Annotated in this window: 17 protein-coding genes; all 17 read left to right on the forward strand. The window is 39.3% G+C overall.

Features of this window, described 5'->3' with window-relative positions; translation table 11 throughout:
• The first annotated feature begins 174 nt into the window (after positions 1 to 174).
• The 17 genes from SNAG_RS05010 to SNAG_RS05090 all read left to right on the forward strand — a co-directional run bounded on the left by SNAG_RS05010 (position 175) and on the right by SNAG_RS05090 (position 14,771).
• Positions 175 to 1,011 carry an AraC family transcriptional regulator gene (locus SNAG_RS05010; protein ID WP_096407130.1) on the forward strand — a complete coding sequence of 279 codons (837 nt, stop codon included), beginning with the start codon at positions 175 to 177 and terminating at the stop codon, positions 1,009 to 1,011.
• Between the two features lie 183 nt (positions 1,012 to 1,194).
• Positions 1,195 to 2,109: a peptidase gene (locus SNAG_RS05015; protein ID WP_096407133.1), complete on the forward strand. Its 915-nt coding sequence runs from the start codon at positions 1,195 to 1,197 to the stop codon at positions 2,107 to 2,109.
• 127 nt (positions 2,110 to 2,236) lie between these two features.
• Positions 2,237 to 2,779 (forward strand): ClbS/DfsB family four-helix bundle protein, encoded by a 543-nt coding sequence (locus tag SNAG_RS05020; protein ID WP_096407136.1) that lies wholly within the window; start codon positions 2,237 to 2,239, stop codon positions 2,777 to 2,779.
• Between the two features lie 283 nt (positions 2,780 to 3,062).
• The gene (locus SNAG_RS05025) at positions 3,063 to 3,566 is read left to right on the forward strand and encodes a hypothetical protein (RefSeq protein ID WP_096407138.1); all 504 of its coding nucleotides are present in this window, start codon (positions 3,063 to 3,065) and stop codon (positions 3,564 to 3,566) included.
• A 23-nt stretch (positions 3,567 to 3,589) separates the two neighbouring features.
• Entirely contained in the window at positions 3,590 to 3,889 is a 300-nt protein-coding gene (locus tag SNAG_RS05030; RefSeq protein WP_231906656.1) for a hypothetical protein, read from the forward strand.
• Between the two features lie 251 nt (positions 3,890 to 4,140).
• Positions 4,141 to 4,458: an Imm40 family immunity protein gene (gene imm40, locus SNAG_RS05035; protein ID WP_096407141.1), complete on the forward strand. Its 318-nt coding sequence runs from the start codon at positions 4,141 to 4,143 to the stop codon at positions 4,456 to 4,458.
• Between the two features lie 155 nt (positions 4,459 to 4,613).
• Positions 4,614 to 5,036, forward strand: coding sequence for an SMI1/KNR4 family protein (locus SNAG_RS05040; RefSeq protein WP_096407143.1), 423 nt, complete (start codon positions 4,614 to 4,616; stop codon positions 5,034 to 5,036).
• 143 nt (positions 5,037 to 5,179) lie between these two features.
• Positions 5,180 to 5,872, forward strand: a complete 693-nt coding sequence (locus SNAG_RS05045) for a YjjG family noncanonical pyrimidine nucleotidase (protein ID WP_096407146.1) — start codon at positions 5,180 to 5,182, stop codon at positions 5,870 to 5,872.
• 23 nt (positions 5,873 to 5,895) lie between these two features.
• A complete protein-coding gene (locus SNAG_RS05050; protein ID WP_000448760.1) occupies positions 5,896 to 6,189 on the forward strand; it encodes a hypothetical protein in 294 nt (97 codons plus the stop codon).
• A 122-nt stretch (positions 6,190 to 6,311) separates the two neighbouring features.
• A complete protein-coding gene (locus SNAG_RS05055; protein ID WP_096407149.1) occupies positions 6,312 to 7,067 on the forward strand; it encodes a DUF4336 domain-containing protein in 756 nt (251 codons plus the stop codon).
• Positions 7,068 to 7,078: 11 nt separating this feature from the next.
• Positions 7,079 to 7,732 (forward strand): uracil-DNA glycosylase, encoded by a 654-nt coding sequence (locus SNAG_RS05060; protein WP_096407152.1) that lies wholly within the window; start codon positions 7,079 to 7,081, stop codon positions 7,730 to 7,732.
• A 9-nt stretch (positions 7,733 to 7,741) separates the two neighbouring features.
• Positions 7,742 to 8,206: an NUDIX hydrolase gene (locus SNAG_RS05065; RefSeq protein WP_001135757.1), complete on the forward strand. Its 465-nt coding sequence runs from the start codon at positions 7,742 to 7,744 to the stop codon at positions 8,204 to 8,206.
• Between the two features lie 12 nt (positions 8,207 to 8,218).
• Entirely contained in the window at positions 8,219 to 9,487 is a 1,269-nt protein-coding gene (locus SNAG_RS05070; protein WP_096407154.1) for a dihydroorotase, read from the forward strand.
• A 41-nt stretch (positions 9,488 to 9,528) separates the two neighbouring features.
• Complete coding sequence (locus SNAG_RS05075; protein ID WP_096407157.1) at positions 9,529 to 10,869, forward strand: MATE family efflux transporter; 1,341 nt, start codon at positions 9,529 to 9,531, stop codon at positions 10,867 to 10,869.
• A gap of 179 nt (positions 10,870 to 11,048) precedes the next feature.
• Positions 11,049 to 12,017 (forward strand): thiamine pyrophosphate-dependent dehydrogenase E1 component subunit alpha, encoded by a 969-nt coding sequence (locus SNAG_RS05080; RefSeq protein WP_096407160.1) that lies wholly within the window; start codon positions 11,049 to 11,051, stop codon positions 12,015 to 12,017.
• Between the two features lie 16 nt (positions 12,018 to 12,033).
• Complete coding sequence (locus tag SNAG_RS05085; protein ID WP_096407162.1) at positions 12,034 to 13,026, forward strand: alpha-ketoacid dehydrogenase subunit beta; 993 nt, start codon at positions 12,034 to 12,036, stop codon at positions 13,024 to 13,026.
• A 701-nt stretch (positions 13,027 to 13,727) separates the two neighbouring features.
• Positions 13,728 to 14,771 (forward strand): dihydrolipoamide acetyltransferase, encoded by a 1,044-nt coding sequence (locus SNAG_RS05090; protein WP_096407165.1) that lies wholly within the window; start codon positions 13,728 to 13,730, stop codon positions 14,769 to 14,771.
• Positions 14,772 to 14,778: the final 7 nt, after the last annotated feature.

Consider the following 14,778-nt stretch of genomic DNA (forward strand, 5'->3'; position numbering starts at 1 on the left):
GATTCTAGGGCGGAAGTATCTGATATCTGTTAGACTATAAATAGAATTGAACACGGTCTAAAAGCTGTTCGAAAAAGATAAAATTTCTAAGACTAGAATCTCTAGCGTCAATTTTTCTGTTTTCACTTTGCTTTTAAGGACTTTTGTATCTTGTGGAGGTAAGAAGAAACGAATATGATGCATCAATTCAATCAAACTATGGATTATTTGGAGGAGCAGCTGACTGGAGAAGTTGATATGAAAATATTTCATCAGTTATCGGGCTATTCTTACCCTCTCTTTAGCAGAATCTTTTCCATCATGGCAGATATGACATTAGCAGAATACTTGCGCAATCGCAGGCTGTCAGAAGCAGTGACAGACTTGCGGGAAAGCTCTGACAAAATCATTGACATAGCAATGAAGTACGGCTATGAATCTGCGGATTCCTTCAGCGCAGCCTTTAAGAAATTCCATGGGGCAACACCCTCAGAAGTTCGAAATGGAAAACCTTATCGGTTTTTTCCTAGACTTCAATTATCCTTAAAGATTACAGGAGGAAAGAACATGGATATCAAGATTCAAAAGAAACCTTCTTTTACTGTGGCAGGCGTCCTATTGGAAGCAATTGACAATAGCCAGTGTCCGTCTGCATGGGAGCAGCTCTATGCCAATCACAGCTTAGAAAGCCTAGAAAGTTTGGGTAGTGGCCAATCCTTTGGTGTCTGCTCGGATGTCAAAGAAGGTGAAATCATCAACTATATGGCTGCCTATGATGTGACGGATAAAGCTAAAGCAGAAGAACTGGGTTTGTCAATCAAAGACATATCTGAAGCTGAATATGCTATCGTACCAGTCAATGGGGCTATACCAACAAGCATCCAACATGCTTGGAAATATGTTCTAGAGATTTTTTTCCCAGAAACTGGCTATCGCCACTCAGGAGCGCCAGACTTTGAAGTCTATACTGAAGGAGATATGTCGTCCCCAGACTACCAAATGGAACTCTGGATACCAGTCATCAGGGACTAAATCATTTTCTGATTTTTTATAAAGATGCAAACTAAACTCTGTGGAAAGAATCTCTACAGAGTTTTTAATTGTTGACATTCATGTCCGTAAATCACAAATACCATATTTTTTGTTTGGATTTTATGGGGCATGAGTATCGTTTTCTCGGTATAATAGTCCCATAGAAGATAAGGAGGCATGAATATGCAGATGTATTTTGGAGATGTGTCGCTTTGCTATAGCTATTCATTGGCAATGGCACTAGAAACCTATGGTTATGACTTTAAAGCAGAGTTTTTAGAGGCAATTATGGTGATGGGAAATGGCGCTAGTATCGTGAAGGAAGATGAGGAGCACCCTCTAGTATTCTTTGATAATGGAATGCCAGACCTTTCCATCTCCCATTCCTTAAAAATACTAGGATTTGACTATGAGGATTTCTATCTAAAAGATGGAGCAGAAGTTAATTTGGAAGAGATTAAAGGAAAGTTGGAAACCTTTCTGTCCAATGGACCTGTCGTACTTGGACCTCTTGATATGGGACATTTGACTTACAATCCCAATCACACAATCCTTTATGGTGTGGATCACTTCGTAACCGTGTATGGCATTGATGGTCAATATCTCTATTTGCATGATCCAGCTGGTTTTGCCTGTATGAAGGTTACTTTTACTGACATTATAGAAGCTTGGAAGGCGGAGGATATTGACTATAAGCGTGGAGCTTACTCCATGTGGGGAAATTTTAAGAAGGTCAAGAGTCCTAGTCAGACTGAAATCTTTCAGGAAACTGCAAGGATTATGAAGAACCGATATCTGAATGGTCAAAGTAGTGTTTTGGAATGTTATGCAAAAGCAGTTGCTGAAAATGGCTTAAATACCGAGCAAAAACAATTGCATCAGTATTTCAGCTTTAATCTTGCTGCTGTTCGAAATCTCTATCTCAGTAAATTCTTAAAAGACCATGATCCAGAAGGGGCCAGATTAAAAGAAGAATTAGCTTCTTTATTTGGCCAGGCCCACATTTCATGTTTAAAAGAAGATTACCAAGAACTAGCTCACTTGCTCTATCAGATAGCAGAAGTAGATGGTCGCTTTAGAGATTTATATGTAAACTAGTGACTATAAGCATAAAATAACTAGTCAGTAAAAGCAGTTTTTCGTAAAATGAAGAACTGCTTTTTGATTATGGTATAATGAAGTAAGAAAATACCTTAACCTAATTGAAAATGAAGGGAGAACGTCTATGCCTAGACCAAAAACAAAAGAGGAATTAGTGCTAGCCTCTAAGGAAAACTATGAAAAGCTCAATCACTTTATATCTAAATTAAGTGAAGAGGAACTACAGACTCCATTTGATTTTTCAAAAGACCAGAAGAAAAAAGAAGCTCACTGGAAAAGAGATAAAAATCTGCGGGATGTCCTGATCCATCTCTATGAATGGCATCACTTACTTTTGACCTGGGTAAATTCCAATCAAAAGGGTCATGAAAGACCTTTTCTCCCTAAACCTTATAATTGGAAAACTTATGGAGAAATGAATGTCGCTTTTTGGAAGAAGCACCAGAGAACGTCCTTAGAAGAAGCGACCAAACTCCTCAATCAATCGCATAAAGAGGTTTTAGAGTTGATGGAAGGCTTCAGCAGTGACGAATTGTTCACAAAAGGTGTCTATAAGTGGACGGGAGGAACAAGTCTAGGCTCCTACTTTGTGAGTGCCACTTCCAGTCACTATGATTGGGCTCTGAAAAAACTCAAAGCTCATCAGAGAAATTGTAAGAATAGCTAGTTGAAGTGCTATTGAAATTCACCAAAGGTTCTTCTAAGCTTCGAATAGCTTCATTCTCGTGATTTTAGAGCTATTCTGGCTTTAGAATCCTTCAAAAATTAAAATTTAAGGCTATCATAGACTTAGAATAGCCCTAAAACATTTATTTTAATGTAATTCTAAACTTAGAATTACAATGATATTAAAGTAATAGAGCTGCTCGATGCTTAGAATGCCTTGATTCTGAGAAATCTTGACTATAAACTGATTCGAATGTTTTTTTCTGATATAGGATGATAGATAGATGGGTGAGATAATGAACATGCAAAAAGAGAAAGTTAGAAAAGAGTTGGTGTCCCTCTGTTTGGGAGAGTTCACAGCCGTCCTATCCTTTTGGTTTTGTTTTTTCCTTTTGAAAAATCGGCTTACTGATTGGAATAGTCTAGTAACCGCTCTCTATCCTTTGTCTTTACTGACATTTATTTTGCTTCAAGGTTCAATCTATTGGGCAATTTTGATTAGAAGACTGTCGAATCCCCAGTTTGGAAGTAGAAATGTTCCCAAACTATATGGTGGTTTCAGAATACTAGACCTTGTTTTACTTATTTTAGGCTTTCCTTTTATTGTATGGAATACACAGAGTTTCCAAGTGGCTACTATAGCCACACTAATACAGCTTTTTGCCCTTATCGAATGGGTTAATTATTTCCTTGTACGCCTATCTTATAGTTTGAACCCACTTGTTTTATGGAAACGAATTACTAAGGGAAAACTTGAAAAAAGCAGAATAGCCAAGGAGTTGGGGTAGAGGGAATGAATGGAGGAAATATCTTGGATAATATAATTCTACGGACTGAGTGGTTCGATGAAACAGAAAGATTTTGTGAAATAAGACTGGATTGTGAGACAAAATATCTAACAATTTATCAAGTATGCTACATTTTTGAAGAGAAGATGAGCAAGGTATATATTGCTATGGATGAATATATAAAAAATCCTCATCAAATGAAAGAGATTATTTTTCGAGACGATAGTGAGGGGGGAAGTGGGTATTTTAGTTTCTTACTAACTCCTATTCTTTATAAATACTCGATTGGAAAATTTAAAGTATTTCAGAAACAATTTACCTAGAATATTTTCGAAAAACTCTAATAGAGAAATTAAATTGCATCCATATTTGCAGTAGAATTGAAAAATTTATAAGATTTTAGAGATAAATATTAAAAAAATTATTTAAAAAGAGACATCATATGAAATAGTTTAATTCAAACTTTGGAGATTATAAATGAGAACTATTATTTTACAAATATATTATAAAAACATTGAACTGATTAGAGAGTGCCAACTTATTCTCATTGAAAGCAAAATAGGAGTCCAATCATATGAAACTAGATAAATTTAATTTTGAAAATAGAGGTCAGTCGCTAGCAGAATTGGGTGTTGCAAGTTATGCATATACATATCAAGATATGTTGGCCTATATAGACTGGATAGAGTTGAAAAAGTTTATGATTCTTGGTGGCGATGTCTATGTAGAAGGAGATCGGGGACTTGAGTTGACTTATGATAGCTGGTATTATTCTCCTAGAGATAATGATAGAGACTTACTCCAGTCAATTTCTGTAGCAAAAGATTATATCAACCAGTATGTAGATAGCAATGGAAAACATTTTTATTTTACAGTAGTTACTTCAGCATAGATGGAAATGATAGTCAAAAAGAATTGCTCAGTGTAAATAGAAATCATAAATATAAGTAAGATAGGAAATGGATCAATCGTAGTGAATTTAAGTCATGGAGAGGAAATTATTGGGAAAATAGAACTAGAGATTTTAATGATAAAATGAGGTGAAAGATGATTGTTGAATTGAAGAAAAAGATTGCTTCTAGCGAGGGTATAGATTTTGCACCATTTGGAAAGGGGATTTCTGATGAATTGATTATAAAAGCTGAGAAAAGATTAAATTTTACTTTTCCTGAAACATATAAGTGGTGGCTGAAAAATTATATGGGGGGAGAGATTTATGGAGAAGAAATATTTAGTATTTATGGATTAGATTTTGATACTGTTGTAGGAGGCGATCTTGTTTATATAAACGAGCTGAATCGAAAAGAAGGGTTCAGTAATTCTGAGCAATTAGTTATTTGTGAATGTGGTGATGGCATGTTCTATTTTCAAAATCAGGACGGTCTGACCAATGAATTACCTGTTTTTAAAGATGGAGAATACTATGCGGATAATTTTATAGAATTTCTACTAAAAAGAATAGACGAGTAGTATTAATAACCTATCCAGATGCAATAGAACCATATATATAACTCTCGAAGAAGGATTTCTGATTTCTTAGAGAGTTTTGTGTTTACGTATTTTCATTTATGCTATAATGTTCTTAATGAATTTTCAGAAAGGAAAACTTCAAATTGCCCTACAAATTTTTACTTTTTGATCTCGACCACACCTTGCTTGATTTTGATGCTGCTGAGGATGTGGCTCTGACACAACTTCTAAAAGAAGAAGGAGTTGCGGATATCCAAGCCTATAAAGACTATTACGTTCCTATGAACAAGGCTCTCTGGAAGAACTTGGAGCAAAAGAAAATCAGTAAACAAGAGCTGGTTATCACGCGCTTTTCTCGTTTGTTTGATCATTTTGGACTGGAGAAAGACGGTATTTTACTTGCTCAGCGTTACCAATGTTATCTTGCTCAACAGGGACAAACTTTTTCAGGCGCTCATGAACTCTTAGACAGTCTCATTGAGCGAGATTATGAGCTATACGCTGCGACAAATGGGATCACTGCCATTCAGACAGGACGTTTGGCTCAATCAGGTCTGGCTCCTTATTTCAACCAAGTCTTTATCTCTGAACAATTGCAAACTCAAAAACCTGATGCACTATTCTATGAAAAAATCGGTCAACAGATTACTGGATTTGATAAAGAAAAGACCCTGATGATTGGAGATTCCCTAACAGCTGATATTCAAGGTGGCAATAATGCTGGGATTGATACTGTCTGGTACAATCCCTATCATCTGGAAAACAAGACTCAAGCTCAGCCGACTTATGAAGTCCATTCCTACCAAGACTTACTAGATTGTTTGGATGCTATGTAGTACTTTTCCTAAGAGGTGATGATATGGAAACTAAAGTCATTGAAGAGATTGACAACTTACTAAACCTCATCGAGCAGTATCAGTTAAAAGGTGTGGTTGCTCAAGTAAATTCGTTAAAAGAGTTAAAGTATATCATAAGCAATCATATAGAGTTAAGTACTCGAGAGAAGATGAATATCCACTATTCACTCTTTCTCCCTAGGGGTGGCTTATCTGAACTCTACTATATGGATGCTAATCTTGAACGGATGATGTCTGTAAATAATCAACTTTCCTATGCTATTGATACAATCGAAAAGTTTCTAATGGCTGATTGATACTGTAAATACTAATGTCCAATACTAGGATGAATAACAGTATATATAAGAACTGTAAAAAGTGGTTTCCATAGCCACTTTTTGCTATAATAGAGGCAGTTAAAATGAAGGAATAGTAAACGATGTCAAAACCAGAACTTTCTCTTTATGAACCATTGTATACACTAAAGGAAGTTGATCAAAATATCTGGATAGCAGATGGTGACTTGATACAAATGGATATGAAGGTCTTCAAACTTCCTTTTCAGACACGTATGACGGTGATAAAGTTAAAGGATGGAAAACTCTGGATTCATTCTCCTATTGCGCCAAATGAGGAGCTCTTTACTGAACTGGACGCTTTGGGCAGAGTCGCTTACCTGATTTCACCAAATAAGATTCACTACGCCTATATTGCAGATTGGAAAAAAAGATATCCTTATGCACAAGCATGGTCTAGTCCAGGAGTTGAAGAGAGAGCGAACAGTCAGAATGTCAAGGTGGTATTCGATGCTCCCTTAACAGATAAGGCTCCTGACCTATGGTCTGATGAGATTGATCAACTTATTTTTAAGGGTAGTTCTGTGATTGAAGAAGTGGTGTTTTTTCATAAATCAACTAAAACACTCATTGTAACGGACCTTATAGAGAATTTTGAATCGGAAAAAATAGCTAGTCCAATCCGCAGAAGATTTTATCGTTTAGCTCGTGTAACAGCCCCTGATGGACAAACTCCTATCGATTATCGGATGACTTTTTTAGGAAGACAAAGGGAAGCAAGAATGTCTTTTTTCCGTATGTTAAACTGGAAACCTGATAAGATTATACTTGCACACGGTCTATGCTTTTTTGAGAATGGTATAGATGAATTAAAACGTGCTTTTAGATGGATACGGTAAAGGAGAGAAAGATGCAACACTCATCTTGGCATGCTTTGATTAAGGAGCAATTACCTGAGGGGTATTTCGGGAAAATCAATCAGTTTATGGAGCAGGTCTATGCGCAAGGAACTGTGTACCCACCTAAGGAAAAAGTTTTTCAGGCTCTCTTGACTACACCGCTTGAAGAGGTTAAGGTGGTGATTCTAGGGCAAGACCCCTATCACGGACCAGGTCAAGCGCAGGGCTTGAGTTTTTCGGTTCCAGATGCTATTCCAGCTCCGCCATCCTTGCAAAATATCTTGAAAGAATTAGCAGATGATATTGGAGTTAAAGCATCCCATGATTTGACAGCTTGGGCTGAGCAAGGAGTTTTACTTCTCAATGCTTGTTTGACCGTTCCTGCTGGTCAGGCAAACGGTCATGCTGGGCAGATTTGGGAGCCTTTTACGGATGCTGTGATTCGGGTGGTCAATAATCTAGACAGGCCTGTAGTTTTTGTACTCTGGGGAGCCTATGCACGCAAGAAGAAATCATTGGTGACAAATCCTAAGCATTTGATTATCGAATCAGCCCATCCAAGTCCTTTATCTGTTTACAGAGGATTTTGGAGTTCCAAACCTTTTTCCAAGGCCAATGCATTCTTAAGAGAGACAGGACAAGAGCCAATCGATTGGCTTAGATAAGGAGAAAATATGCCTCAGTTAGCGACGATTTGCTACATTGATAACGGAAAAGAACTACTCATGCTCCATCGCAATAAAAAGCCCAATGATGTCCATGCTGGCAAATGGATTGGTGTGGGTGGTAAGCTAGAGCGAGGAGAGACGCCTCAGGAATGCGCGGCGCGTGAAATCCTCGAAGAAACAGGTCTAAAAGCCAAGCCTGTGCTAAAAGGCGTTATCACTTTTCCTGAATTTACGCCAGATTTAGACTGGTACACTTATGTTTTTAAGGTTACAGAGTTTGAGGGTGAGTTGATTGACTGCAATGAAGGAACCTTAGAATGGGTTCCCTATGATGAGGTCTTAAGCAAGCCGACTTGGGAAGGTGACCACACCTTTGTTGAGTGGCTCTTAGAGGATAAACCCTTCTTTTCAGCTAAGTTTGTTTATGATGGGGATAAATTGTTGGATACCCAAGTTGATTTCTATGAATAAAGGAGAAAGCAGATGCTACTAATCAAAAATGGTCGTGTAATGGATCCCAAGTCTGGTTTGGATCAAGTCTGTGATGTTTTGGTCGAAGATGGAAAAATTGTCAAAATTGCGCCTGAAATTAAGGAAGAAGGAGCAGAGCTAATTGATGCTACTGGTCTAGTAGTTGCTCCTGGCTTGGTCGATATCCATGTTCATTTCCGTGAACCAGGTCAAACCCACAAGGAAGATATTCATACCGGTGCCCTAGCTGCAGCAGCGGGTGGTTTTACAACAGTTGTCATGATGGCTAATACCAGTCCAACCATTTCGGATGTAGAGACTCTTCAAGAAGTTCTCCAATCTGCTGCCAAGGAACAAATCAATGTCAAGACGGTTGCGACCATTACTAAGAATTTTAATGGCCAAGATTTGACTGACTTTAAGGCGCTTTTAGAAGCAGGTGCGGTTGGTTTCTCAGATGACGGTATTCCACTTGAAAGCAGCAAGGTGGTTAAGGAAGCCATGGAAGAAGCCAAAAAACTCAATACCTTTATCAGCCTTCACGAGGAAGATCCAGGTTTGAACGGCATTCTTGGGTTTAACGAAAATATTGCTAAAGAACATTTCCATATTTGTGGTGCGACAGGGGTGGCAGAATACGCCATGATTGCGCGTGATGTTATGATTGCCTATGCAACCAAGGCTCATGTTCATATCCAGCATTTGTCTAAGGAAGAAAGTGTCAAGGTAGTGGAATTCGCTCAAGGTTTGGGAGCACAAGTCACAGCAGAAGTAGCTCCACAGCATTTCTCTAAGACGGAAGCTCTCCTTTTGACACAAGGAAGCAATGCCAAAATGAATCCTCCGCTTCGTTTGGAATCAGACCGTCGAGCCGTTATCGAAGGTCTCAAGTCAGGTGTTATCACAGTTATCGCAACGGACCACGCGCCTCACCATGCAGATGAGAAAAATGTAGAAGATATCACCAAAGCGCCATCTGGTATGACTGGCTTAGAAACCTCTCTTTCTCTTGGTTTGACTTATTTAGTAGATGCTGGCGAGCTAAGCTTGATGGAATTGCTTGAAAAAATGACTGTTAATCCAGCCAAACTTTACAACTTTGAAGCAGGTTACTTGGCTGAGAATGGTCCAGCGGATATCACTATCTTTGACGCTAAGGTTGACCGCCTTGTGGACTCACACTTTGCTTCAAAAGCAGCTAATTCACCATTTATCGGTGAAACTTTAAAAGGGCAGGTCAAATATACTATCTGTAAGGGACAAATCGTTTACAAAAACTAGATGGGATTCTGCTCTATAAACTATAAGAATAGAGAGCGTATATGTATCGAACCCATCAATTTAAAGATAAGTTTATTTTATTTCTTAAGATATTTTTTCCTATCCTGATTTATCAGTTTGCTAATTATTCTGCCTCTTTTGTCGATACAACCATGACTGGGCAGTACAATACCATGGACTTGGCTGGTGTATCAACTGCAACGAGTCTATGGAATCCTTTCTTTACTTTTTTAACAGGGATTGTTTCGGCCATGGTTCCCATCATAGGCCATCATCTGGGACGGGGTAAAAAGGAAGAAGTAGCATCTGACTTTTACCAATTTATCTACTTGGCTTTCGGACTGTCTTTGGTCTTGCTTGGCATGGTAGTATTTTTAGCGCCACCTGTCTTAAACCATATCGGACTAGAAGCTCAAGTGGCGGCAGTTGCAGTTTCTTATCTTTGGTACCTGTCTATCGGGATTATTCCCTTGTTGCTTTTCAGTGTCATTCGATCATTGTTAGATTCTCTTGGTTTGACCAAGCTATCTATGTACCTCATGCTCCTATTACTTCCTCTTAATAGTGGTTTTAACTATCTTTTGATTTATGGAGCCCTTGGTTTCCCTGAGCTTGGTGGCGCAGGAGCAGGGCTAGGAACTTCGCTAGCCTATTGGGTTTTATTGGGCATTTCCCTGCTTGTTTTGTTCAAACAAGAAAGGTTAAAAGCGCTACATCTTGAAAAACGCATTCCACTAAATATAGATAAAATCAAGGAAGGTGTTCGATTAGGTCTACCAATCGGGGGAACCGTCTTTGCTGAAGTTGCCATTTTCTCCGTGGTGGGACTAATCATGGCTAAGTTTTCATCGCTCATCATCGCCAGTCACCAGTCCGCTATGAATTTTTCGAGCCTCATGTATGCTTTTCCTATGAGTATTTCCTCTGCTATGGCGATTGTTGTGTCTTACGAGGTGGGGGCTAAACGTTTTGAGGATGCAAAAACCTATGCTCGTCTGGGGAGAATAACCGCCCTTATTTTTGCTTGTCTTACCCTATCCTTTCTCTACATTTTTAGAAATCGTGTAGCAAGTCTATATGGGAATGACTCTCAGTTCATTGAAACAACTGCTGTATTTCTAACCTACAGTCTCTTTTTCCAGCTAGCTGATACCTTTGCGGCTCCGCTCCAGGGGATTCTAAGAGGCTATAAGGACACTATCGTTCCTTTCTATCTTGGCTTAATCGGGTATTGGGGAGTAGCGATACCTCTAGGATACCTACTAGATCAAGCAACTGACTTAGGGGCATTTGCCTACTGGATTGGGTTAATTGCCAGCTTGATTGTTTCTGGTTGTTTGTACCAATGGCGTTTGAAAACTGTAATGAAAAGATTGAGCTAATTTTAAGAAATTATCCTGAAAAACGACTTTGTGAAAAAATACTCTAACTAGAGAGAATCCCTGTTTTAACAGGGATTTATTTTTTTATATTGTGAAATTTTATTAGCCATATACTTTGACAGTGTATACTAAAAAAGGTAAAATAGTAAGAGTAAGTACAAAGTTAGAAAGGCAAGATTATGTCAACTTTAGATAAAAATCTTTTGCTAGAGATGTTCCGTAAGATGGAAGAAATCCGTCGCATGGACTTAAAAATTGCTCAGTTAGTGAAAAAGGGAAAAGTTCCCGGTATGACTCACTTTTCTGTCGGAGAAGAGGCTGCTAACGTCGGAGCGATGTTGGCTCTCAACCCAGATGACCTGATTACTTCCAACCACCGTGGTCATGGACAGGCTATTGCCAAAGGGATTGACCTCAACGGAATGATGGCTGAAATCCTTGGTAAGTATACTGGAACTTGTAAAGGTAAAGGTGGATCAATGCACATCGCCGACCTAGATGCAGGGAACCTTGGTGCTAACGGTATCGTAGGTGGTGGTATGGGGATTGCAGTAGGTGCAGCCCTTACTCAACAAATGAAAAACACTGGTAAAATCGTTGTCTGCTTCTTTGGTGATGGAGCGACGAATGAAGGTGTATTCCACGAAGCTGTAAATATGGCTTCAATTTGGAATCTTCCAGTAATTTTCTACTGTATCAATAACGGTTATGGAATCTCTGCTGATATTAAGAAAATGACTAATGTCCAGCATATTCACGAGCGTAGCGCCGCTTACGGTATTCCTGGTATGTTTATTCCTGACGGAAACAATGTAATTGATGTATACGAAGGATTTAAGAAAGCAGTTGACCATGTTCGTTCTGGTAAAGGCCCCGTCTTAATTGAAAGCGTAACTTACCGTTGGCTTGGTCACTCATCATCAGACCCTGGTAAATATCGTACACGTGAAGAAGTCGATGAGTGGAAGGAAAAAGATCCAATCGAAAACCTCCGCAAGTACCTTGTTGAAAATAAAATTGCTAGTGCAGAGGAACTTGAAAAAATTCAGGCTCAAGTCAAAGAAGCAGTGGAAGCATCTGTTAAGTTTGCAGAAGAAAGTCCATTTCCTCCACTAGAATCAGCTTTTGAAGATATTTACGCAGACTAAGGAGAAGTAGAGAAATATGGAAACAAAATTAATGTCTTTCCGCGATACCATTATCCTTGCAATGTCTGAGGAAATGCGTCGTGATGAAAATGTACTCTTGATGGGTGAAGATGTCGGTGTCTTTGGTGGAGACTTTGGTACATCTGTAGGTATGCTTGAAGAATTTGGACCAGAACGTGTACGTGACTGTCCAATTTCAGAAGCAGCTATTTCTGGTGCTGCTGCTGGTGCTGCTATGACAGGACTTCGTCCAATCGTTGATATGACTTTCATGGACTTTTCAGTTATTGCCATGGATAATATCGTCAACCAAGCAGCTAAAACTCGTTATATGTTTGGTGGGAAAGGTCAGGTTCCAATGACTGTTCGATGCGCAGCTGGTAACGGTGTCGGTTCTGCAGCTCAGCACTCTCAGTCTCTAGAGTCTTGGTTCACACACATCCCAGGTCTTAAGGTTGTAGCTCCAGGTACACCTGCTGACATGAAAGGACTTCTCAAGTCTTCTATCCGTGATAACAACCCTGTTATCATCCTTGAATACAAGTCAGAATTTAACCAAAAAGGGGAAGTGCCAGTTGATCCAGACTACACAATCCCACTTGGAGTTGGTGAAATCAAACGTGAAGGTACAGATGTAACAGTCGTTACTTATGGTAAAATGCTTCGTCGTGTGGTTCAAGCTGCTGAGGAATTGGCGGAAGAAGGAATTTCGGTTGAAATTGTTGACCCACGTACCCTTGTACCGCTTGATAAGGATATCATCATTAACTCAGTTAAGAAGACTGGTAAGGTTGTTCTGGTTAACGATGCCCACAAAACAAGTGGCTATATCGGAGAGATTTCAGCAATTATTTCAGAATCAGAAGCATTTGACTATCTAGATGCACCAATCCGCCGTTGTGCAGGAGAAGATGTGCCAATGCCTTACGCACAAAACCTAGAAAATGCTATGATTCCAACCGTTGAAAGCATCAAAGATGCAATCCGAAAAACTTACAACAAAGAATAAACCTACATAAGATAAATTATGTAAACAAATGTTCTTTTTAACTTTAACAACATGAGATACATTTTGTATCCAACTTATTTGCAAAGTTGCGACAGGCGGGAGTCGAATCGATACTATTCGACGAACGACTTAGTAAGTCTACTAGGTTGACCGCCTCATAGCGGTAACCGTAGCAACTTGAGATATGTTTTGTATCTAAGTTGATTGTAAAGTTTCGACAGAAGGGAGTCGAATCGATACTATTCGACGAACGACTTAGTAAGTCTACTAGGTTGACCGCCTCATAGCGGTAACCGTAGCAACTTGAGATATGTTTTGTATCTAAGTTGATTGTAAAGTTTCGACAGAAGGGAGTCGAATCGATACTATTCGACGAACGACTTAGTTAGTCTACTAGGTTGACCGCCTAATAGCGGCAACCGTAGTAACTTGAGACACGTTTCGTGTCCAAGTTACTTGTAGAGTTGAACACGGGCTAAAGTCTGTGTGAAAAAGATAAACTTTCCTAGAAACTAAAGTTTCTTCGTCAAGTTTCCTATTTTCACTTTGACTTTTTCGCCCTTTGCATCATGTAATTGAATTCGGACGGAGGTCTTCGAAAAAAAGATAGATTTCCTTGTGTGCATCGAACACATGGTCAATCTCCTATTTTTTCATTGCCCTCTTCGTCCTTAATATCTTAGTATAGAATTGGAGAGGTCATGGCTGATGACAAGCTAAGAGCGACTCCTGCGGCTAGAAAGTTAGCGGATGATCTAGGGATCAACCTCTACGACGTTTCTGGCTCAGGTGCAAACGGTCGTGTCCACAAAGAAGACGTGGAAACTTATAAAGACACAAATGTGGTTCGCATTTCGCCACTTGCAAAACGAATTGCCCTCGAACATAACATTGCTTGGCAGGAAATCCAAGGAACGGGTCACCGTGGTAAAATCATGAAGAAGGATGTTTTGGCCTTGCTTCCTGAAAATATCGAAAACGACACCATCAAGTCTCCTGCTCAGATTGAAAAAGTGGAAGAAGTTCCAGACACTATCACTCCTTATGGTGAGATTGAGCGTATTCCAATGACACCAATGCGTAAGGTTATCGCGCAACGTATGGTTGAATCTTACCTAACTGCGCCAACTTTCACACTCAACTATGAAGTTGATATGACTGAAATGCTGGCCCTTCGTAAGAAGGTTCTTGATCCGATTATGGAAGTGACTGGTAAGAAGACTACTGTAACAGACCTTCTTTCTCTCGCTGTTGTGAAAACATTGATGAAACACCCATACATCAACGCTTCATTGACAGAAGACGGCAAGACCATTATCACTCATAACTATGTCAACCTTGCGATGGCGGTTGGTATGGATAACGGTCTAATGACACCAGTTGTTTACAATGCTGAGAAGATGAGCTTGTCAGAGTTGGTCGTTGCATTTAAAGACGTGATTGGTCGTACCTTGGGTGGCAAATTGGCTCCAAGTGAGTTACAAAACTCAACCTTCACAATCAGTAACTTGGGAATGTTTGGTGTTCAGTCCTTCGGTCCGATTATTAACCAACCAAACTCAGCTATCCTCGGGGTTAGCTCAACAGTTGAGAAACCTGTAGTTGTCAATGGTGAGATTGTTATTCGTCCTATCATGAGCCTGGGGTTAACCATTGACCACCGTGTTGTAGATGGTATGGCTGGTGCTAAGTTTATGAAAGACTTGAAAACCTTAATTGAGAACCCAATCTCAATGTTGGTTTAAAAATACA

It is taken from the genome of Streptococcus sp. NPS 308, assembly GCF_002355895.1.
GTDB lineage: Bacteria > Bacillota > Bacilli > Lactobacillales > Streptococcaceae > Streptococcus.

What these genes read in the sequence shown, in the direction of transcription:
- SNAG_RS05015 (WP_096407133.1), top strand. Translation starts at nt 1,195, where the DNA reads ATGCAGATGTATTTTGGAGATGTGTCGCTTTGCTATAGCTATTCATTG.
- SNAG_RS05060 (WP_096407152.1), top strand. Translation starts at nt 7,079, where the DNA reads ATGCAACACTCATCTTGGCATGCTTTGATTAAGGAGCAATTACCTGAG.
- SNAG_RS05075 (WP_096407157.1), top strand. Translation starts at nt 9,529, where the DNA reads ATGTATCGAACCCATCAATTTAAAGATAAGTTTATTTTATTTCTTAAG.
- SNAG_RS05080 (WP_096407160.1), top strand. Translation starts at nt 11,049, where the DNA reads ATGTCAACTTTAGATAAAAATCTTTTGCTAGAGATGTTCCGTAAGATG.
- SNAG_RS05010 (WP_096407130.1), top strand. Translation starts at nt 175, where the DNA reads ATGATGCATCAATTCAATCAAACTATGGATTATTTGGAGGAGCAGCTG.
- SNAG_RS05065 (WP_001135757.1), top strand. Translation starts at nt 7,742, where the DNA reads ATGCCTCAGTTAGCGACGATTTGCTACATTGATAACGGAAAAGAACTA.
- SNAG_RS05050 (WP_000448760.1), top strand. Translation starts at nt 5,896, where the DNA reads ATGGAAACTAAAGTCATTGAAGAGATTGACAACTTACTAAACCTCATC.
- SNAG_RS05090 (WP_096407165.1), top strand. Translation starts at nt 13,728, where the DNA reads ATGGCTGATGACAAGCTAAGAGCGACTCCTGCGGCTAGAAAGTTAGCG.
- SNAG_RS05055 (WP_096407149.1), top strand. Translation starts at nt 6,312, where the DNA reads ATGTCAAAACCAGAACTTTCTCTTTATGAACCATTGTATACACTAAAG.
- SNAG_RS05025 (WP_096407138.1), top strand. Translation starts at nt 3,063, where the DNA reads ATGGGTGAGATAATGAACATGCAAAAAGAGAAAGTTAGAAAAGAGTTG.
- SNAG_RS05085 (WP_096407162.1), top strand. Translation starts at nt 12,034, where the DNA reads ATGGAAACAAAATTAATGTCTTTCCGCGATACCATTATCCTTGCAATG.
- SNAG_RS05070 (WP_096407154.1), top strand. Translation starts at nt 8,219, where the DNA reads ATGCTACTAATCAAAAATGGTCGTGTAATGGATCCCAAGTCTGGTTTG.
- imm40 (WP_096407141.1), top strand. Translation starts at nt 4,141, where the DNA reads ATGAAACTAGATAAATTTAATTTTGAAAATAGAGGTCAGTCGCTAGCA.
- SNAG_RS05040 (WP_096407143.1), top strand. Translation starts at nt 4,614, where the DNA reads ATGATTGTTGAATTGAAGAAAAAGATTGCTTCTAGCGAGGGTATAGAT.
- SNAG_RS05020 (WP_096407136.1), top strand. Translation starts at nt 2,237, where the DNA reads ATGCCTAGACCAAAAACAAAAGAGGAATTAGTGCTAGCCTCTAAGGAA.